This is a genomic window from Candidatus Nitrotoga arctica (genome assembly GCF_918378365.1).
Lineage (GTDB): Bacteria > Pseudomonadota > Gammaproteobacteria > Burkholderiales > Gallionellaceae > Nitrotoga > Nitrotoga arctica.
The window spans coordinates 2943148-2962774 of record NZ_OU912926.1 but is presented as its reverse complement, the minus strand read 5'-3'; the positions used below and the strand labels follow the sequence as shown (position 1 = coordinate 2962774).

General features: G+C 48.8%; 23 protein-coding genes. 14 read left to right on the top strand and 9 right to left on the bottom strand.

All coding sequences use genetic code 11. The features are described 5' to 3' along the window. Positions 1 to 426: 426 nt before the first annotated feature. The 3 genes from mutY to MKZ32_RS13530 form a co-directional block, all read right to left on the bottom strand. On the bottom strand, positions 427 to 1518 hold the full coding sequence (mutY, locus tag MKZ32_RS13540; RefSeq protein WP_239797753.1) for an A/G-specific adenine glycosylase: 1092 nt from the start codon (positions 1516 to 1518) through the stop codon (positions 427 to 429). A gap of 72 nt (positions 1519 to 1590) precedes the next feature. Next, entirely contained in the window at positions 1591 to 3819 is a 2229-nt protein-coding gene (locus tag MKZ32_RS13535; RefSeq protein WP_239797752.1) for an AsmA family protein, read from the bottom strand. A gap of 318 nt (positions 3820 to 4137) precedes the next feature. Continuing rightward, entirely contained in the window at positions 4138 to 5094 is a 957-nt protein-coding gene (locus MKZ32_RS13530; protein ID WP_239795548.1) for an IS1595 family transposase, read from the bottom strand. A gap of 242 nt (positions 5095 to 5336) precedes the next feature. Between MKZ32_RS13530 and MKZ32_RS13525 the strand changes: the two genes are divergently transcribed. From MKZ32_RS13525 to MKZ32_RS13515, 3 genes are all read left to right on the top strand, one after another. Further along, on the top strand, positions 5337 to 5975 hold the full coding sequence (locus tag MKZ32_RS13525; RefSeq protein WP_239797751.1) for a DUF4439 domain-containing protein: 639 nt from the start codon (positions 5337 to 5339) through the stop codon (positions 5973 to 5975). A 17-nt stretch (positions 5976 to 5992) separates the two neighbouring features. After that, positions 5993 to 6358: a plastocyanin/azurin family copper-binding protein gene (locus MKZ32_RS13520; protein WP_239797750.1), complete on the top strand. Its 366-nt coding sequence runs from the start codon at positions 5993 to 5995 to the stop codon at positions 6356 to 6358. A 256-nt stretch (positions 6359 to 6614) separates the two neighbouring features. Beyond that, complete coding sequence (locus MKZ32_RS13515) at positions 6615 to 7253, top strand: helix-turn-helix transcriptional regulator (RefSeq protein ID WP_239797749.1); 639 nt, start codon at positions 6615 to 6617, stop codon at positions 7251 to 7253. A gap of 88 nt (positions 7254 to 7341) precedes the next feature. On the opposite strand, the gene MKZ32_RS13510 is transcribed toward MKZ32_RS13515, so the two are convergent. From MKZ32_RS13510 to MKZ32_RS13490, 5 genes are all read right to left on the bottom strand, one after another. Continuing rightward, complete coding sequence (locus MKZ32_RS13510) at positions 7342 to 7830, bottom strand: YajQ family cyclic di-GMP-binding protein (RefSeq protein WP_239797748.1); 489 nt, start codon at positions 7828 to 7830, stop codon at positions 7342 to 7344. Positions 7831 to 7914: 84 nt separating this feature from the next. After that, complete coding sequence (ppnP, locus tag MKZ32_RS13505; protein WP_239797747.1) at positions 7915 to 8229, bottom strand: pyrimidine/purine nucleoside phosphorylase; 315 nt, start codon at positions 8227 to 8229, stop codon at positions 7915 to 7917. A gap of 86 nt (positions 8230 to 8315) precedes the next feature. Then, positions 8316 to 9536, bottom strand: a complete 1221-nt coding sequence (locus tag MKZ32_RS13500) for an argininosuccinate synthase (RefSeq protein ID WP_239797746.1) — start codon at positions 9534 to 9536, stop codon at positions 8316 to 8318. A 68-nt stretch (positions 9537 to 9604) separates the two neighbouring features. Beyond that, entirely contained in the window at positions 9605 to 10525 is a 921-nt protein-coding gene (argF, locus tag MKZ32_RS13495) for an ornithine carbamoyltransferase (RefSeq protein ID WP_239797745.1), read from the bottom strand. 1 nt (position 10526) lies between these two features. Beyond that, positions 10527 to 11705: an aspartate aminotransferase family protein gene (locus MKZ32_RS13490; protein WP_239798164.1), complete on the bottom strand. Its 1179-nt coding sequence runs from the start codon at positions 11703 to 11705 to the stop codon at positions 10527 to 10529. A gap of 478 nt (positions 11706 to 12183) precedes the next feature. On the opposite strand from MKZ32_RS13490, the gene MKZ32_RS13485 reads away from it, so the two are divergent. Next, the gene (locus MKZ32_RS13485) at positions 12184 to 13224 is read left to right on the top strand and encodes an IS630 family transposase (protein WP_239797744.1); all 1041 of its coding nucleotides are present in this window, start codon (positions 12184 to 12186) and stop codon (positions 13222 to 13224) included. Positions 13225 to 13368: 144 nt separating this feature from the next. Here the strand turns inward: MKZ32_RS13485 and rpsT are convergent, their stop codons facing one another. Then, positions 13369 to 13632 (bottom strand): 30S ribosomal protein S20, encoded by a 264-nt coding sequence (gene rpsT, locus MKZ32_RS13480; RefSeq protein ID WP_239797743.1) that lies wholly within the window; start codon positions 13630 to 13632, stop codon positions 13369 to 13371. A gap of 230 nt (positions 13633 to 13862) precedes the next feature. On the opposite strand from rpsT, the gene MKZ32_RS13475 reads away from it, so the two are divergent. The 10 genes from MKZ32_RS13475 to tatA all read left to right on the top strand — a co-directional run bounded on the left by MKZ32_RS13475 (position 13863) and on the right by tatA (position 19616). Next, positions 13863 to 14039 (top strand): hypothetical protein, encoded by a 177-nt coding sequence (locus MKZ32_RS13475; RefSeq protein ID WP_239797742.1) that lies wholly within the window; start codon positions 13863 to 13865, stop codon positions 14037 to 14039. Between the two features lie 87 nt (positions 14040 to 14126). After that, a complete protein-coding gene (gene hisC, locus MKZ32_RS13470; RefSeq protein ID WP_239797741.1) occupies positions 14127 to 15221 on the top strand; it encodes a histidinol-phosphate transaminase in 1095 nt (364 codons plus the stop codon). Positions 15222 to 15241: 20 nt separating this feature from the next. After that, positions 15242 to 15829: an imidazoleglycerol-phosphate dehydratase HisB gene (gene hisB / locus MKZ32_RS13465; protein ID WP_239797740.1), complete on the top strand. Its 588-nt coding sequence runs from the start codon at positions 15242 to 15244 to the stop codon at positions 15827 to 15829. Between the two features lie 107 nt (positions 15830 to 15936). Next, positions 15937 to 16572 carry an imidazole glycerol phosphate synthase subunit HisH gene (gene hisH, locus MKZ32_RS13460; protein ID WP_239797739.1) on the top strand — a complete coding sequence of 212 codons (636 nt, stop codon included), beginning with the start codon at positions 15937 to 15939 and terminating at the stop codon, positions 16570 to 16572. A 36-nt stretch (positions 16573 to 16608) separates the two neighbouring features. Then, entirely contained in the window at positions 16609 to 17367 is a 759-nt protein-coding gene (gene hisA / locus MKZ32_RS13455; RefSeq protein ID WP_239797738.1) for a 1-(5-phosphoribosyl)-5-[(5-phosphoribosylamino)methylideneamino]imidazole-4-carboxamide isomerase, read from the top strand. 50 nt (positions 17368 to 17417) lie between these two features. Further along, entirely contained in the window at positions 17418 to 18176 is a 759-nt protein-coding gene (hisF, locus tag MKZ32_RS13450) for an imidazole glycerol phosphate synthase subunit HisF (protein ID WP_239797737.1), read from the top strand. After that, the gene (gene hisI, locus MKZ32_RS13445) at positions 18173 to 18568 is read left to right on the top strand and encodes a phosphoribosyl-AMP cyclohydrolase (RefSeq protein WP_239797736.1); all 396 of its coding nucleotides are present in this window, start codon (positions 18173 to 18175) and stop codon (positions 18566 to 18568) included. Before hisF ends, hisI begins: the two co-directional genes overlap by 4 nt. Before the next feature lie 3 nt (positions 18569 to 18571). After that, positions 18572 to 18904: a phosphoribosyl-ATP diphosphatase gene (locus MKZ32_RS13440; protein WP_239797735.1), complete on the top strand. Its 333-nt coding sequence runs from the start codon at positions 18572 to 18574 to the stop codon at positions 18902 to 18904. Positions 18905 to 19009: 105 nt separating this feature from the next. After that, on the top strand, positions 19010 to 19354 hold the full coding sequence (locus tag MKZ32_RS13435; RefSeq protein WP_239797734.1) for a histidine triad nucleotide-binding protein: 345 nt from the start codon (positions 19010 to 19012) through the stop codon (positions 19352 to 19354). Between the two features lie 28 nt (positions 19355 to 19382). Beyond that, positions 19383 to 19616, top strand: coding sequence for a Sec-independent protein translocase subunit TatA (gene tatA, locus MKZ32_RS13430; protein WP_173054732.1), 234 nt, complete (start codon positions 19383 to 19385; stop codon positions 19614 to 19616). The last annotated feature ends 11 nt before the right edge of the window (positions 19617 to 19627 follow it).

The window sequence follows — 19627 nt, the reverse complement described above, 5'->3', positions numbered from 1 at the left end:
CTAGTGGTAGTGGTTATCTGATTTTTCAGGTACCGTTATTTTGGACGTTGACGTTGGAGAACCCCCCTTTTCCGACGATTTCAGCTCAGAATTTTTCCACCTGCAAGGCTTCCCGTTTCAACATCAATAATTAATCATCATTTCTGTTGCGGAGAGTGCGAGTAATTTGCTTTGTTGGGGAGGTGAAACGGTGGGTTGTGTTGAGGGGTTATTGCTCTTGCCTACTGCACATGCGCTAACTTCTTGATGGTTTGGTTATTGAGGATACTCTGGGAATAGGTGCTAGGACAACCTTGAGGAGCATGGCGGGAGGGTAAGCAGTTGCACCACAACGCCATTGTTGTAGAACAGGCATCGAAGCTCGAAAGATCGAGTTTATGGTCAATCAGGTAGTTCATGGCATGTTCAAAAGTGCCGGGTAAAAGTTCACAACGCCCTGCGCCTTGTTTGTATCTCCTGCAAGAGTTTGCGCACCGGTGTAGGGATTGCAGCTTGCAACGCATCATCCACATTCAGCCACGCCATGCCTGCTTCCTGAATTTGCTTGGGTTTGTTAATTACCTGCAATAGTAGGGGTGTGATGTGCAGCTTGAAATGGGTGAAAGTATGCGTGAATGTCGATAGTGCGAGCGTGTGTATTGTCTCTGTGCCGAAGTACTGAAGGCAGTAGGCACGTGGATCCTGGGCTTCATTTAGAAGTCCAGGATCCACGTGCGGTGGGCACCACAAGCCACCCCAGATGCCACTTCCCGGGCGCTTCTCCAGCAGGATATCAGGGCCATTAAGCAACAAAAGGAAGGTGCTGTGTTTTTCCGGCAGCACCTTGCGTGGGCGTGGCGTGGGCAGTTGTGTGACCAGTTCATTTTGATATGCTGCGCAATCTGTTTGCAGCGGACAGATGGGGCATTGTGGTTTGCTGCGCGTACAAATCAGCGCGCCCAGATCCATCAGGCCTTGCGTATAGACCGCGACATTACGCTTTGGTAGCAATGCTTCTGCTTGTTGCCACAATTGAGCTTCAATTTTTTTTTCGCCAGTGTAACCCTCAATGGCATGGTAGCGCGCCAGTAAACGTTTGACGTTGCCATCGAGAATCGCACACCGTTCATGGAATGCGAATGCGCTGATGGCTGCGGCAGTGGAGCGACCGATGCCGGGAAGAGCAAGGATGTCTTCAAAATGCTGTGGAAACTTTCCCTCATATCGTTGCATGATGAGTTGCGCTGTGCGGTGAAGGTTGCGTGCACGCGAGTAGTAGCCCAAGCCGCTCCAGTGCGCCAATACTGCGTCTTCGCTGTCGGAGGCGAGAACTGCGATAGTGGGAAAGCGTGCCACGAAACGGAGGTAATAGGGGATAACGGTAACGACCTGGGTTTGTTGCAGCATTATTTCTGACAGCCATACGCGATAAACATCCGCGCCCTGCCACGGTAAGCCGTGCCGACCATGTCGTTGCTGCCAGTCTATGACGCGATGAGCAAATAATTTTGAGCGCGGATTATTTCGATTCTTGATCAAGGTGTAAACCCTCTCTTCCATCGCAGACAGAAGAGAGTATGAAGGAACGTTTTACAGGCTACTAGCACGGAATTATTTGAAGAGCCCTTTTAGCTTGTCCTGAAGCTGATCCTGCAACTTGGTTTTAATTTCTTCCTTTTTTGCTTCGATTTTTTGCTTGACGACATTTGACGCCATTGCGCCAAAGTCCAATGTGTATTTCAAGTTGTTAAACGGCCCGCTTAAACGCACCGGCACAGTGATGCCGCCAACGATGTCTTTGCCGCCCTGGCCTTTCAACGTTTTCGCTAGTGTGGCATTAGTCAGATAATTGATAGTGTCGTTGCCAATATTGATATCCCCATTGCCTGACAGACGTAGCAGCGGCGATTTTAACAAGAGGTCATCGTTGTGCGCCACACCGTTGCTAATTTTGAAGCTGGCTTTCAGTTCGCTAAAATCCGTTTTTTCGGCCTTGTTAACGGATTGGGTTTGGGCCGTTGCACCTTTCATGTTCAACATGCTCTGCGCGTCGCGCAGTGTTTTGGCAATGTTGATGCCTTTGATTGCACCATCCGTTAGGTTTAGTGACATGCTGCCGTTGAGTGTTTTCTTAAGCGCACTTATGGTGTTGCCCTGGGCAGTTAGATTAAGCGCGACACTCCCCTTGCCTTCCAGTGTGTCAAAGTTAACAGCATCCTTGAGTAATGGCGTGATGTTGATGCCACTCAGATTCTGGTTTATAGCGATGTGAGGCGTAGTCTGCGCATTTACTTTCAGGCTACCATTCATGCTGCCCTGATACAGATTGGTGGACAGTGGGCTGATTGTTATCAAGCCGTTTTGTGCTTTTATGTCGAGGCGTACTTGTGAAAGTTTCACATTGGCGATCTTCAGCGCTCCAATGCGTAATCCGCCTTCAAGATTAAGTTTTTTCAGAGCAGCCAAATCAAATGACTGCTCCACGGGGGTAGGTTTATTGGCAACGCCTGCGGCCTCCTTGGGCAGGTATAAATCAGCATCAAACTGGTCTACATCTATGTCGAAGCGTATGGCTGGATCTTGAAAACCATTCACCGCCACTTTGGCTTTAACCTGGCTTTGCAGCAGCCCACCCGCGAGGTTGGTCTGAATGCTCTGGCGGCCGCCATCTATCTGCACACTACCTTTCATTTCGCTGCTGACTGATTTATTCGGCAGTTTGTCACCACGTGCATTTACTGCGAGGGTCAGATTGGAAAGGTTGAGCTGCTGTTGTTCGATGTTGCCAGTTACAGGCGAACCGAGCTTTATCTTAAATGCCTGTTCGGGTTGCTTCATATCCAGCTCTAACGTAAGCGCGCTGCTCTTAAACGATTGAGGATTACCGGTCAAATCAAACAGAGCAAGACTGGCTACGATGTTGCCGAATGCATTATCCAACTTTGCGTTTAATGTTAGTTTGTCGCCTGTGAAATTATTCTGAACCAGGTTTAAAGCAGGCGCATCTAGTTTGGCATCGAAGTTATTTTTGCCCTGCAAGCCAGTAGCCGTAACTACTAACTTCTTCGTAGAAAATTCTTGTGTGTCAAAATTTGCGCTGATATTGCCGTTAGCCAAAACTGTTAGATTACTGATGTCGAGTGCTGTGCCCTTGGCCTGCAACTCCAGTCCTTCCATTTGAAATAGCTGTTTTTTTAGATCGAAAGTGAATTTGACTTTCATTTGGGCGGATATGTCCAGCTTAGGTTTGTTGGATTGAATTACTGCCGAAAAATCAATTTTCCCCGGCACCCCGTTGGCAATGCGTCCGGTATTAAGGTTGAAGCTTTTCAGAGTATATTGCGCACCCTTGCTTTCATCCAGGTAGGTCAGCTCTGAGTCTCCCACGCGCACTGAGGCTATGTCGAACTCGAGCGGCGTTTTTTCTTCGCTGGTCTCTTTTTTACTTAACAGGTCGTCAATGTTGGTCTTGCCGTTCTTGAATTTCACCAGAGTCGCCTTCAGACCACTGACCGAAACTTCGTCCACTACCACTTGTCTGGATAGTAGCGGCAATAGCGCCAGCGAGACGCGTGCACTGTCAATGTAAATAAATGTTTCGTCGCTCTGAAACTCAGACAATGATATCTTGCCAATATCGGCACCTATGCTGGGAAAGAAAACCAGTTTGATATCGCCATCCAGCTTGAGACTCCGTTGCTGTTTGTCTTTCACCAGCTTGATGATCTGAGTTTTGTAATCATTGGGGTTAAATGTGGCAGCGATATAAGCTACACCGGCTATCGCAATGGCGACTACCCCACCTGCTGACCATAAACTGTATTTAAGAAGTTTTTTCATATTGCACATAGATGGAATTGACTGCGATTATAGACGAAGTGCAAAATAGTCGGGTACCTTCACACCCATTCAGCCGAGCAAAAGCACTGGTAGGTGTTTGCCATGCAGCCATGTGCACAACCCTATCTTGCATATCTTGATGTGACGAACGTCGTTAAGCCATCTATGAAATCTGGGTTAGCAGGGTTGTCACTGTTTGGCGCCAATTCGTAAAGCCGGGTGTATTGCAGATTAGTAAGAGCCAGTTCGTTATCAAAATATATGTTTTAAATAAATAATTTATATATTAACTTTAGGCTGTGTTCGCAAATCATGTTGTTAGACCGTTTCACCGATCGCCATAGCCAGCCACTGCTGGGGTTTCGGTCTATTGCCTATTTCACGGTCGAGGGCACGAAACCAGCCGAGATAGTTGTCTAAGTAACACGTGGCCACACCGCGAAATTTTTGTACCCAGGCTTTGAGCCGGCTGTGATAAGCGTTGACATTCTGCACGTGCCAAGCACCGTCGACGCGGATGCCTGCTGACAGGTTGACAGCGTGATGCTCGATGCCCAACTTACGTGCTGCGCCGGCAAACGCCTTGCTACCGTCAGTACAGAGTACAACATCTTTCGTCAAGAACGGTTTCAGCGCAACAGACAGCGTTGCCATGTCCATTGCCTTCAGCACACAATCCATCGTTGCACCGGCACGATTACGAGCAACCAGCACCGGCACCTGTTCGTGCGAGAGGCCGCGCTGGGTGGCTTTCCCGCCGCGCTTTCGTGCCTTGCGATCCAAACCACTCCGCTTTCCCTTGAACGACAGCAAAAACATCGTTTCGTCAGCCTCGGCAATGCCAGTCAGTGCCTGCGGCTGGACGGTCTTGGGTGCCGCCAGAAAGCGATGCCGCCAGCGGTGTGCGGTGCTGAGGTGAATTCGCAAGGCACGGGCAGTCTCTCGCAGCGTCTGACCGTCGTGCAGTGCCTGCGCCTGGTCAAGCCACTTGCCGCGCTTATGCAACCGGTTCAACGGGGTGCCGGTCAGGGCGCTAAACGTCTTGCAGCACTCCCGACAACGATAGCGTTGCAATCCGTTGGCGTGGCCGTTCCGAATCACGTGCATAGACTTACAATGTGGGCACGTCGCGCCACATGCGAAGCGCCCCTCGATAAACACAGTCGATGCCGACTGCGCATCCAGCGCTGCCAATTCAACCGCTACACTCTTACGCTGATCGGGCGTCAGGTGCCGCAACGCGGCAGTGATTCGTTTCAGCTCCAGCTTTCTCATTCTGCCTCCTGCATGAACCGGTGCACATGTACCGTGACACATAGTATGCACGTCAGAGTGGCTCACCAGATGAGCTACCAACATGATTTACGAACACAGCCTAACTTTAACTATTTAAAATATTTAACAAGTTAAAACATAAATATATGTTGTATATATTTTATTGTTCGCGTAGGATGCGATTTGGTTCGTTATTAATTAGCGAGCCAAACTTAACTAGCCACTAAACTTAGGAGCCAACTATGGAAAATATTAATAACGTATCTGACAATTCCCGCCGCGCAGCCCTTAAAACAGGCATTGCCATAAGTGCGCTCGCTGCGCTTAGCTTAACCACTCTCAATAGCGCAAATGCGAATACAGGTAGTGATACAAAGCACGACATGGCTATTTTAAACGCGGCCTTGGACCTTGAAAATCAAGCAATTTGGGCATATGGTGTGGCAGCGGAAAAGCTGAGCGACAGCAAGGTGGGAAATGTTATTAAGGCCCTGGCACTGCGTAATCAGGCTGATCACATTAAACATCGGGATATCTTCATATCCACGATTAAGAGCCTGGGGGGCACACCGATCAATGCAAAGGGGGCGTACGATCTTTCTGCTTATATTAAGGCTGGAGAGGGTAATCTTGATAGTGATGCCAATATCGCCAAACTGGCACTGGCACTGGAAGTGGATGCGGTGCTTGCTTACGCTAGTGCCGTCAGCAAACTGCGTACCCCTGCGTTGGTTGCTGCCGGACTGACTATTTTGCCAGATGAATCAGCACATGCCGCAGCAATTCGCGCGGTGTTTAGCACGCTTGATTCGACGATCCATGCCGTACCGGCTGCTCAACTTAGCAAAGAAACTCGCAGCCAGTGGATACTGGCCATCTAGTTAGCATGGCGCGTATCATGAAGTTATCTCATACCTTACTTACATGGGCATATTTGGGAGTGGCAGCCACTTCAATGACGGTATCAGCTGCTTCCAATAATGCAAATGGGGTACGCCATGCTACCAAGACACCCATTACGGTTACGATTGATGCCTTCCAATTTCAACCCGATAAGATACGGATAAAACGTGGTCAGAGCGTAATTTTTATTAATAAGGATGAAGTTCCGCATACTGTGACACCCGATAAAAATGCACACTTTGTTCCTTCTGGGATCATAAAAGGTGGCGAACAACATGAAGTATTATTTGAATCAGTGGGAATACAGGATTATTCGTGTGATTTTCATCCCAGTATGCGTGGACGAGTGATCGTCAAATAGCAATGTTACGAGTGACGGGCGCTTAGCCGTTAGTTAGTTCGCATCCAAAAATACCATATGTTTTGTTGATCAACGTCTAGCATATTCAGTTTTGGACTGGCTCAGCATCTCAGACTGTCCAGTCCATTTTTTATTTCGTAGTCAAATTGGTGATGGTTTATCCTTTTTGTGGTGAGCTAATTGGCCCTATATAGGGTCTGGAGTAAAATGCAAAATGTCTCCTTAGTGGGAGTCGAATGCACCAAAGGAGTACGGAATGCTTGAATTATTAGGGAACCGTCAGCAAGAGCTTTTAAAGCTCCTGCTAAAGAATAAGGGCGGTTTAACTTTAGAAGAACTGTCGGAATATCTAAAAATTACCCGAAACGCCGTTCGCCAGCACATAGCGGCGTTGGAGAACAACGGAATAGTCACTGAAGGGGTGACCCGCCCTTCTCGGGGACGTCCAGAACAGCTTTATGTACTTACCGATGAAGGCAAGGAATTTTTTCCGCGCAATTATTCCTGGTTTGCTCAATTAATGGTCGAATCAATCGCTCAAGAATCTGGGATAGCGGGATTGCGGGAAAGATTGGGTACCATGGGAGAGGGAGTTGCTCAACAGCTACTCAGCCAAAATTCAGGACTTAAAACGCGCGAGCAAAAGGTGGAAAAGCTTTCTGAGGTGATGGAACAGCTTGGGTACAATACGAGGAGCTTCGCTGTTAACAGCGATGCGCTCACAATTGAAGCGGATAACTGCATTTTTCACAATCTGGCTATGAAAAACCCGGAGATTTGCCAGTTTGATCTGGCGTTGTTATCGACCTTTACAGATAGTACGGTTAATCACGAGGAATGTATGGCTAAAGGCGGTAACGTTTGCCGTTTCAAATTTAAAGCTAAAGATGAATGAATTTTATAAATGAGTTTTTTGTGGTAGCTGGGAGCCAAGAAGATACTTGGCACGAACATGAAGCTAGGGGCAATTTTACAATATCTTTCTAGTCGCGAAAGTTTTGGTATTGCAGCGGGAAGTCAGTGATGGAAGTGCGTATCAACTGGATGGCAGCTTGCAGATCGTCGCGCTTACTGCCAGTTATGCGCACCGTGTCGCCTTGTATGCTGGCCTGTACTTTCATTTTACTGTCCTTGACGAATTTGACGATCTTTTTCGCCAGTTCAATTTCCACTCCCACCTTGACGGTGCAGGAACGTTTAACCTTGTTACCGCTGACCTTCTCAATTTTATCGCTAATCTCCAAGCACTTGATATCAACGCTTCGCTTGGTGAGTTTAGCATTGAGAACATCCTGAACCTGGTTCAGCTGAAATTCATTATCAGCATGCACGGTGAGCACTAATTCTGCCTGCTCCACGCGTGCGTCGGAGCCCTTGAAATCAAAGCGCGTGCCAACTTCTTTGTTGGTCTGCTCGACTGCATTTTTAACTTCTGTCTTATCCACTTCGGATACGATATCGAATGAGGGCATTGCAGTTCTCCTTAAATTTCTTAAACTTCTTTTTCAGACGGAGGAAATGCTTGATGAGGGCGTACTACGAGCGGATTCGATTAGCTAACCAAAACTGCAAACGTAATTGACTGCGTCCTGTGCATGTATTTCAAAGCTGCTATTAGCAGCTACATTGAACTGCATACCGGTAGTGTAGGTTTTAGCAGTAGCGTCGCCTGCTATTTTAACTTGACAGGTGCCACTGGTAATTTCCATTAGTTCCGGGGCGCCGACGTTAAAAGTAAGCTGGCTACCCGGCATTATCACACCGACGGTCTTGCGTGTGCCATCCGGGAACAGTACGGAGTGTGACACGCACTTACCGTCGAAGAATACATTGGCTTTTTTAACGACGCTAACGTTATCGAATTGGGACATGGATACTCCTGATTGGGAATGGGGTCATTTATATAAATACGCTTAATGAATCATCGAATGTATGAAGTGTTTCGAACAGGTATTAACTACTGCCCTAACTTCGCCGCAATGCGCATTCTAAGAGCGTTCAGTTTGATAAACCCGGCGGCGTCCTTTTGGTCATAGGCACCCTTGTCGTCTTCGAAAGTAGCAATGTTCGGATCGAACAGCGAATTGGTTTTAGAATCGCGTCCCACCACGATAACATTGCCTTTGTACAGCTTGATGCGCACCCAGCCGTTAACTTTTTGCTGCGTGTGATCTATCAGTGTTTGCAGTGAGTGGCGTTCTGGACTCCACCAATAGCCGTTGTAAATCATACTGGCATAGCGCGGCATCAAATCATCTTTCAGGTGCGCAACTTCGCGGTCGAGCGTGATGGATTCTATTGCGCGATGTGCCTTGAGCATGATGGTTCCGCCGGGGGTTTCATAACAGCCGCGTGATTTCATACCGACGTAACGGTTTTCTACCAGATCAAGACGGCCGATACCGTGTTTGCCGCCCAGCTTATTAAGCTGGGCAAGTATCTGGGCCGGGCTCATGTGTGACCCGTTGAGGGCGGTAATGTCGCCGCGCTCGAATTCAATATCGAGATATTCAGCCGCATCTGGCGCTTGCTCCGGTGATACTGTCCAGCGCCACATACTTTCCTCTGCTTCCGCGGCGGGGTTTTCCAGATGGCGACCTTCAAAGCTGATGTGCAGCAGGTTTGCATCCATTGAATAAGGTGATCCACCTTGCTTGTGCTTCATATCTACGGGGATGCTATGCTTTTCAGCGTATGCCATTAGTTTTTCGCGCGAGAGCAAGTCCCACTCGCGCCACGGCGCAATTACCTTGATGTTCGGGTTAAGTGCGTAATAGCCTAACTCGAAACGCACCTGATCATTGCCTTTGCCGGTGGCGCCGTGCGACACCGCTTCCGCGCCAGTTTGTCTGGCGATCTCAATTTGGCGCTTGGCGATTAGCGGGCGCGCGATCGAGGTGCCGAGCAGATATTCCCCCTCATACACGGTGTTGGCGCGGAACATCGGGAATACAAAGTCGCGTACGAATTCGTCGCGCAGATCGTCGATGAAAATATTTTCCGGCTTGATACCGAATTGCAACGCTTTTTTGCGTGCGGGTTCGAGTTCTTCACCTTGACCAATATCGGCAGTGAAGGTCACTACCTCGCACTGATAGGTATCCTGTAACCATTTCAGGATTACTGAGGTATCCAATCCGCCAGAGTAAGCGAGGACGACTTTCTTGATTTCACTCATTTCGTTTTTCTCTGTTTAATAAACCGCCAATGAAATTAGGGCGCATAAGCACCTCCTGCATTTTTACTTTAGTTATTAACATTACCTAATAGCAGATATTCCATCAGTGCTTTTTGTACATGTAATCTATTTTCTGCTTCATCCCATACTGCACTTTGCGGGCCGTCAATTACAGCGGCATCCACTTCCTCTCCGCGATGTGCCGGCAGACAATGCATGAACAGCGCATCCGGTTTGGCGACGGACATCATTTCTGTATCCACAATCCAGTCGGCGAACGCTTTGCGGCGTGCATCGTTCTCACGCTCAAAGCCCATGCTGGTCCAGACATCGGTGGTAACCAGGTCGGCATTGCGTGCGGCATCCATCGGGTCAGCAAATTCTTCATAGTGGTCTTCGCCGAATAGTCCAGCACGTTCTGGCTCAACTTCATAGCCCGGAGGGGTGGAAACATGGACGTTGAAGTCGAACACCTCCGCTGCTTGTAACCAGGTATTGCATACATTATTGGAATCACCGATCCACGCAATGGTTTTGCCCTGAATGGAGCCGCGCTGCTCGATATAGGTGTAAATATCAGCCAATATCTGACAGGGATGGTATTCATTGGTCAGGCCGTTAATCACCGGCACTCTCGAATTTGCAGCAAAGCGTTCGATAATTTCTTGCTCGAAAGTACGGATCATCACCAGGTCACTCATGCGAGAGATAACTTGTGCAGCGTCTTCTACCGGCTCGCCGCGCCCTAGTTGCGAGTCGCGTGTATTGAGGTAAATGGCATTCCCGCCAAGCTGTTGCATACCTGCCTCAAACGATAGTCGCGTACGCGTGGAGCTTTTCTCAAAGATCATCACTAAAGTGCGATCCACTAGTGGATGATAGAGTTGGTATTTTTTGAAGCGTTGCTTGATGATGTGCGCGCGAGCGAACATGTGTTCGAACTCTGCATGGGTAAAGTCTTTGAATTGTAAAAAATGTTTAATGCTCACGTTATGCGCCTTGCGCCAGGAAATCAATAATAAGCGGGCATAGCTTATCCAGCAATTGCAGCGCTTCTGCGGAAGTGAACACCATTGCGGGTAGCAGCCGGATAACGTTGTCAGCAGTGACGTTGATTAACAGTCCTTGCGCCAAGGCTTGCTTCACCAGTTCCCCGCAGGGTCTGTTTAATTCAATGCCGATAATCAGCCCCTGCCCGCGAATTTCCACCACGCCAGCCACTGTGGCCAGACGTGTGCGTAAACTCTGCTGTAGAAATTCGCCTACTGTGGCGGCATGCGCTACCAGCTGGTCTTCTTCCATTATCGCCAGCGTGGTTAGCACAGCCACACATGCCAATGGGTTGCCGCCGAAAGTGGAGCCATGATTGCCCGGCTTAAAGGTGCCCGCCGCCTTGCCAGCCGCTAGGCAGGCGCCGACAGGAATACCGGAGCCGACACCTTTGGCTAGTGTCATTACGTCCGGCAGAATGCCCGCATGCTGGTGGGCAAACCATCTGCCGGTACGGCCAATACCGCATTGCACTTCATCCAGCATCAACAGCCAGTTGTGTTGGTCACAGATTTTGCGTAGTTGCTCGAGATAATGGATATCCAAGGTGCGGATTCCGCCTTCGCCTTGAATGGGTTCGATCAGCACCGCTACGACATCGTGGTTGTGTTCGGCGACCTGATGTATGGCATCCAGATCATCATAAGGAACGCGCACAAAACCTTTTACTAGTGGTTCGAATCCTGCCTGTACTTTGCGGTTGCCGGTGGCGGATAGTGTGGCTAGTGTACGTCCATGGAACGCTTTTTCCATGACGATAATGGCGGGATTATCGATACCTTGCTGATGGCCATACAGACGCGCCAACTTGATCGCAGCTTCATTAGCCTCGCAGCCAGAATTGCACAAGAACACCTCTTGCATGTTGGCCAGTGTACATAATTTGTCGGCTACAGCTTCTTGCTCGTTTATTTGATACAAGTTGGAAACGTGTATCAGTTTGCTGATCTGCTCAGTAAGTGCCGCAGTTAAGCGTGGATGGGCATGTCCTAGCGTGTTAACAGCGATACCGGATAGCGCATCAAGGTAGCGTTTGCCATTGCTGTCCCACAGCCAAACACCTTCTCCATGTGTGAAGGAGACTGGCAGGCGAGTGTAGGTGTTCATCAAGTGTGACATAGATAGAATGACAGACGGCGGCATGGCCGCCGTATTGAGTTCAGTAAAAGATGTATATTGAGCCAAATTGCCTGGATTGTGCAAGGGGAAAATTTATATTGCACTTTATTAATTATTAATAAGGACGCCAGTAGCTAATTGCATTAATAAAATATTGAACAATATCCCATTCAGGGTTTATTGTCGGGGGTGATATTCTACACTTTGGAGAGCTAGTTTGATCAGATTGAAATATGGTTCAGGATTTTGCAGTGCAAAGCTCTGGGGAGAGCAGGCTTCGAGAATTATAGACAGGCTTACACAAGCCATTTTTAAAGACTTCATGGCTGCGTACTATAAAAATGCATTGCCGTTCGTTTGACGCAAGCGAAAAGTCAAGGGGTGCTCAGCTCCATAATTATTAACTTGTAAAATTAAATGCTATAGACCCGGCACGATTTATAAGTGAACTTTTCTTGATTTTCGATGTCCATGGAGTATGGAAAAAGAAGATGCCCGCAAGCAGTCGCGAGAAGTACTGCATGAACGACGCAAGCAAGTCATTCGTATGCACCGCAAAGGTGTGACGGTGATGGAGATCGTGGTGCAAACGGGACTGAGCTGGACGGCAGTCAATACGGCGCTGCGGTTGTATAAGGCTGAAGGTTCGGGGGCACTCAAGCCCGGCGTTCGGGGTAAAAAACCTGGCAGTGGACGTAGCTTGACGGTTAGCCAAGAGCTGGCGATTCAACAAACCATCTGCGACAGACGCCCCGAACAACTCAAGATGGATTTTGCGCTATGGAGCAGGCCCGCTGTGCGCCAGCACATTGAGCTGGCGCACGGTATCAAGCTGTCTATTCGGGCAGTAGGCAACCACTTGGCACGTTGGGGTTTTACACCACAAAAACCCATTAAAAAAGCATACGAGCAGCGGCCTGAAGCCGTCCAGGCTTGGCTTGTTGAACAGTATCCGGCCATTGAAACCAGAGCAAAAGCCGAAGGTGCGGAAATTCACTGGGGCGACGAGACGGCGCTAGTCAACACGGATGTCAGAGGCAGGAGCTATGCGCCGGTGGGCAAGACACCTGTGACGTTCGCAGTAGGCGGCACGCGCCACAAGCTATCGATGATTGCGACGGTAACCAATCAGGGTAAAACGCGCTGGATGATTATTGATGAGGCATTTAACTCCGACAAGCTCATTGAATTTCTGGAGGCGCTCATCAAGGATACAGACCGCAAGGTGTTTCTGATACTGGACAACTTGAGAGTTCATCACAGCAAACCTGTAAAGGCTTGGGCTGCCGAGAACGCACAGAAAATCGAGTTGTTCTACTTGCCCAGCTACAGCCCTGAACTCAACCCCGAAGAAAGACTGAATGCAGATCTCAAGCACGTCATCACTTCAAAGGTGCCAGTGCGCACCAAGGCAAAACTCAGAGCTGCTGCGACTGATCACATGACCATGCTTGAGCAAAACCCCGAACGCGTGCGCCGTTATTTCCGCGACCCAAAAGTCGCCTACGCGGCTTCATGAATAATTCGTGCCGGATCAATAGTGCCTGCAGGACAGGTTCAATGTTTGTCGCAGGCGATGTATGTGGTTCATGACTTTGGCGAATCAAAACATAAAGCCGACAGCATGTGCTGTCGGCTTTATTGGGAGTGCGTGCAGTTATGCTTAAGCCATTGCTTTAATGGCAGCAGATAAACGGCTCTTGTGACGCGCAGCCTTATTTTTGTGAATGATCTTTTTGTCGGCGATAGAGTCCACGATACTGGTGGATTCGATGAAAACGGCTTGTGCCACAGCTTTGTCGCCGACTTCAATAGCTTTCGCCACTTTTTTAATGGCAGTACGCAGTTCAGAACGCAGACTTGTGTTATGTTCGCGTTGTTTGTTCGCTTGCCTCGCGCGTTTTCTAGCTTGTGCAGTGTTTGCCATGGCGACTCCTTGAGAATTTCTCTTGCAATAAAAGGGCGAATTATACGAAGGCTTGCCAACTTTAGCAATTGTTTGTTTTTTCTGTGCTGTGAGTAAATAAACTATCTAGACTTGTAGTACATGATTGTTCGGTTTTACTTAGTCCCAAGAGCGGTAGAGATGAACTAAGCGAAATTGCTACAGTAGGTTTGGAAAGTGAGATTTGAAGAAGGCCATGTAAGGCAGTACTTGTGAACAATTTGGGCGCACAGCGTGGAATGTGGAATGATGACTGCCTGTCGTTTGAGAAGCTTCAGCTACGGATTCCAGCACATCAGCATTCTTGTCATCTTGCAGAGGTGGTTGCAGGCCATCCCAGCTTGACCGCTGCTGTGCCCGTCATGGCGTGGTTTGAAGCGCTGGCTTGAGCAAAAATATTGCACTGTCAAAGGAAATTTGACCAGAATCTAGCGCGATTAGGATAAAATGTCGCTGTCTAACAGCGTCGATAATCCATGTCTTCTACCAATTTTGGCATAACACCTGAAAGCTTGCTCCGTCAAGAAGTACTCGATCTGAAAGCTTACCCTGTGCCCGACAGCACTGGCATGGTCAAACTGGATGCGATGGAGAATCCTTATCCATTGCCACAGTCATTGCGCGAGGAAATCGCCCGTCTGGTGGCGGATGTCGCCATCAACCGATATCCTGACGCCGATGCTCAACGACTAAAGGCCTGCATCCGCGCCGTGATTGGTTTACCACAGAGTTTGGATGTATTGCTTGGAAATGGGTCGGATGAGATTATTCAGTTGTTAGCGCTTGCGGTCGCTAAGCCGAACGCTACATTATTGAGCGTCGAGCCATCATTTGTGATGTACAAAATGATTGCGGCTTTCACTGGGATGCAGTATGTCAGTGTGCCGCTGACAGAAGATTTTGCGCTGGACTTGCCTGCCATGCTGACTGCCATGCAACAACATCAGCCCGCGCTAGTGTTTTTGTCCTATCCAAATAATCCCACTGGAAATCTGTTTGATGCGGAAGTTATTGCTCAAATTATTGAGGCTGCCCCCGGTTTGGTGGTGGTGGACGAAGCCTATTATGCTTTTGCCAATGCTAGTTTTATGCCCATGCTGACGCGTTATCCAAATCTGTTGGTGATGCGCACATTCTCCAAGCTTGGCATGGCGGGTTTGCGTTTGGGCTTTATGGTGGGTAGCAAGGTGTGGCTAGCGCAGTTAGAAAAGCTCCGTTTGCCGTATAATGTAGGTGTGTTGACGCAACAGGTGGCGGAAAAATTGTTGCAGCATCACGACGTGCTGTTGCGGCAGGCTGAGCAGATCAAACAGGATCGTGCTTGGTTATATGAGCGGTTGGTTGGGGTAGCGGATGTACGACCTTATGTGAGTGATGCCAATTTCATCTTATTTCGTGTGATGCATGCTGATAAGATTTTTCAGGGACTGAAAAAACGGGGTGTGTTAATCAAGAATTTGAGCAAATCTCACCCGCTATTAGTTGATTGTTTACGCGTTACGGTGGGCACTCCGCAGGAGAACGAACAGTTCATACGAGCATTGCAGGAAAGTATTCATCAATTTGTTTAGGCTGTCCATTAGGGAAAATTATGCGTAGTGCGCAAGTTACTCGTAACACCCTGGAAACCCAGATCACCATCAAGCTCGATTTAGATGGTAGCGGGAAGGTCAAATTCGATACCGGTTTGCCTTTCCTCGAGCATATGCTCGATCAAGTTGCACGTCATGGCATGGTTGATTTGGACATCGTTGCCAAGGGTGATCTTCATATTGATGCGCATCACACAGTCGAGGATATCGGCATCACTCTTGGTCAAGCGTTCAGCCAAGCGGTAGAAGACAAAAAGGGGTTGCGTCGTTACGGCCATGCTTATGTCCCACTAGATGAGGCGCTGTCGCGTGTAGTGCTGGATATTTCCGGCCGCCCCGGTTTGGTGTTCAATGTGAATTTTGTGCGTTCCAACATAGGTGAATTTGATGTGGACTTGGTTCATGAGTTTTTTCAAGGCTTTGTTAATCATGCGCTGGTGACATTGCACATCGACAATTTGGTTGGAAAAAATGCTCACCATCAGGCGGAAACTGTGTTCAAGGCATTCGGCCGCGCCTTGCGCATGGCGCTGGAGGTTGACCCACGTATGGTAGGCATGATGCCTTCCACAAAGGGTACATTGTAAAGATTCTCAAGGCGCTTCAATAAACAAAGTAATCAATGAGATAATGTGCTCAATAGAATTGAGCATTGCATGTTGTGGATTTAGATTTATAAAAATCACTTACAGCTATGGTAGATATTGCGATAATTGATTACGGCATGGGCAATCTACGCTCGGTGCATCAAGCATTGCGCACCATTGCGCCAACTGCGTCCATCGTGGTGACTGACGACCCGCAAGAAGTCGTACAGGCGGCGCGTGTGGTTTTCCCTGGCCAAGGTGCGATGCCGGACTGTATTCGCGAGTTAGAGACGCGCGGGTTGCGAGCGGCAGTGCTGCATGCCGCGCGGACCAAGCCTTTTCTCGGTATCTGTATCGGTTTGCAAATGCTGTTTGAACACAGTGAGGAAGGCGACATTTCTGGATTGTCTATCCTGCCGGGCAGGGTAGTGCGCTTCGCCAGCAATTTGTGCGATGCGCAAAATAATAAGTTGAAAGTGCCCCATATGGGTTGGAATCAAGTGCAGCATGGTAACCATCCGCTATGGGAAGGCATAGACCAGAACGCGCGCTTTTATTTTGTGCACAGTTACTATGTATGTCCCCAGGATGCGCAGTTTGTGCAGGCCACTAGTTGCTATCCACAACCGTTTATTTGTGCTGTGGCGCGCGATAATTTATTTGCTGTGCAGTTTCATCCAGAGAAGAGCCAAGGTGCCGGACTGATGTTGTTGAAAAACTTTGTGAATTGGGTGCCGGTTTGATTTTTTTTATTTTTGTTCATCTTGTATAGTGCTGCCATGCTGATTATTCCCGCGATTGATTTAAAAGATGGACATTGCGTACGCCTGCGCCAAGGGGTGATGGAAGACGCCACGGTGTTTTCCGAAGATCCTGCAGCGATGGCGCTGCATTGGTTAAAACAGGGCGCGCGCCGCTTGCACCTGGTTGATCTGAACGGCGCTTTTGCCGGCAAACCTAAGAACAAGGCGGCTGTCCGCAGCATCGTCGAAGCGGTTGGGCTGGATGTGCCAATTCAGTTAGGTGGGGGCATTCGCGATCTAGAAACCATAGAACGCTACCTTGATATCGGAGTAGCGTATGTCATTATAGGTACTGCAGCGGTGAAGACTCCAGGCTTTCTGCATGAAGCCTGCGATGCTTTCCCAGGTCACGTCATGGTAGGGCTCGATGCCAATGCTGGCAAAGTGGCGGTGGACGGCTGGTCTAAGGTGACTGGACATGATGTGCTGGATTTGGCTAAGCGTTTTGAAGGTTATGGCATTGAAGCTATCATTTACACTGACATTGGACGTGATGGCATGTTATCTGGCGTAAATATTCCCGCCACTGTGGAACTGGCGCGTGAACTTACCGTCCCCGTCATTGCCAGCGGTGGTATCACCAACCTCGACGATGTGCATGCGCTGTGCGCGGTACAGGACAATGGGATTGCTGGTGCGATAACTGGCCGGGCTATCTATGAAGAGACTTTGAACTTTGCCGCGGCACAAAAATTGGCGGATACATTAACCACCAATAGAAATGTGAAGAGCTAAGTAGAGCTAAGTTTTGAGGTTTCCATTCTCCCTTCACTCACTTAAATAATATGCTGTCCAAACGTATCATTCCTTGTCTAGACGTAACCGCTGGTCGCGTGGTCAAGGGCGTCCACTTTGTTGAGTTGAGGGATGCAGGCGACCCAGTAGAAATTGCGCGCCGATACGACGAGCAGGGCGCAGACGAGTTAACCTTTCTCGACATCACTGCCAGTTCCGATGACCGTGGTATTCTGTTTCGCATCATTGAGCAGGTGGCCGAGCAAGTTTTTATTCCTCTTACTGTGGGTGGCGGTGTGCGCCAAGTGGAAGATGTGCGTAACCTGCTTAATGCGGGTGCCGATAAGGTAAGTATTAACACGTCTGCCGTGCTCAACCCGCAATTGGTGGCAGACGCGGCAGGGCGCTATGGTTCACAATGTATCGTGGTGGCAATAGATGCCAAACAGATACAGCTTGGTCGTTGGGAGGTGTTCACCCACGGTGGACGCCGGGCTACCGGTCTCGGTGTGGTGGAATGGGCTAAAAAGATGCAGGCGCTGGGCGCGGGAGAAATCCTGCTTACCAGTATGGATCGTGATGGCAGCAAAATTGGTTACGACTTACAACTTATTCGCGCGGTGACGGATGCGCTGGAAATTCCTCTTATTGCCAGTGGCGGTGCGGGCACTCTCCAGCACTTGGTGGACGGTGTGAAGCTGGGCGGTGCGGATGCGGTGTTGGCGGCCAGTATTTTTCATTATGGTGAATACACGATACAACAGGCCAAACAATATATGGCACAACAAGGTATTGAGGTGCGGTTATGAGCGACATCTGGTTGAATAAAGTCTGCTGGGCGGCAGACGGTTTAGTGCCAGTCATCGCACAGGATGCAAGTACAGGTTGCGTGCTGATGATGGCGTGGATGAACCGCGAGGCTTTTAAGCGTACCGTCCAGTCGGGTGAGGCAACATATTGGTCGCGCTCGCGTAAAAAGTTGTGGCACAAGGGCGAAGAGTCCGGCAATATTCAGCGAGTGCAGGAAATCCGCCTTGATTGCGATGGCGATGTGGTTTTATTGAAAGTGGAGCAGGCTGGCGGAATCGCCTGTCATACCGGGCGAGCCAGTTGTTTCTTTAGTCGTCTGGAAAAAGATAGGTGGGTGGAAATCGACCCGGTACTTAAAGCGCCCGACGAAATTTATCAGAAGAAATCATAAGTAATGAAAAACGATATTCTGCAACAATTGATGGAAACAATAGTGGCGCGCAAAGGTGCAGCAGTTGAAAGCTCATATGTAGCCCAATTGTTTAGCAAAGGCGAAGATGCCATCCTGAAAAAAGTCGGCGAAGAAACCACTGAAGTACTGCTGGCCGCTAAAAGCGGGGATAAACAACATTTGGTATACGAAACCGCTGATCTGTGGTTTCATTGTATGGTATTGCTGGCGCAACATGGCTTGAGTGCAAGCGATGTATTGAAGGAGCTGGCGCAACGAGTAGGGGTTTCCGGGCTTGATGAGAAGGCCGGTCGTAAGAGTGACGACGTCTCCTAGATTTTACTTTTTCATTGACAGGAAGAAATTTACCGGTATGGCACGTATCTACTGGTTTTCTACATCCGGTTATTAGGATGTTGAGGTGAGGTCTAGGAGGCAAGAGTGGATAACTGTATTTTTTGCAAGATAGTTCGCGGTGATATCCCTTGCCGAAAGGTGTATGATGACGACGATTTGCTTGCCTTCCACGACATCCACCCGGTTGCGCAGGTGCATATCATGTTGATCCCCAAGTTGCACTTGGCATCACTGATGGAAGCTAATGACAGTCATACGGCGCTACTGGGAAAAATGTTGTTGTCGACGTCTAAATTGGCAAAAGAGCAGGGATTGAACAACGGCTTTCGCACGGTGATAAACACTGGGAAGGGTGGAGGGCAAGAAGTGTTTCACCTGCATATTCATATTATTGGCGGCAATATTCCACCAATGGTGCGGCGGGATTAGCGCCACTTAAACTTTAGGAGAAATAAAAATGGGTTCATTCAGTATCTGGCACTGGTTGATTGTATTGTTAGTTGTCATCCTTATATTCGGCACCAAGAAATTGCGCAATATGGGTAGCGATTTAGGAGGTGCGATGAAGGGCTTTAAGGAAGGTATGCGATCAGAGCCAGAAGTGTCTAAAGATGATATCCACAAGCAAGTGGAGCAGGGTGGTCAGACCATCGAAGGCGAAGTTAAAGACAAGAGTCATACCAACGCATAGATTTATTTAGC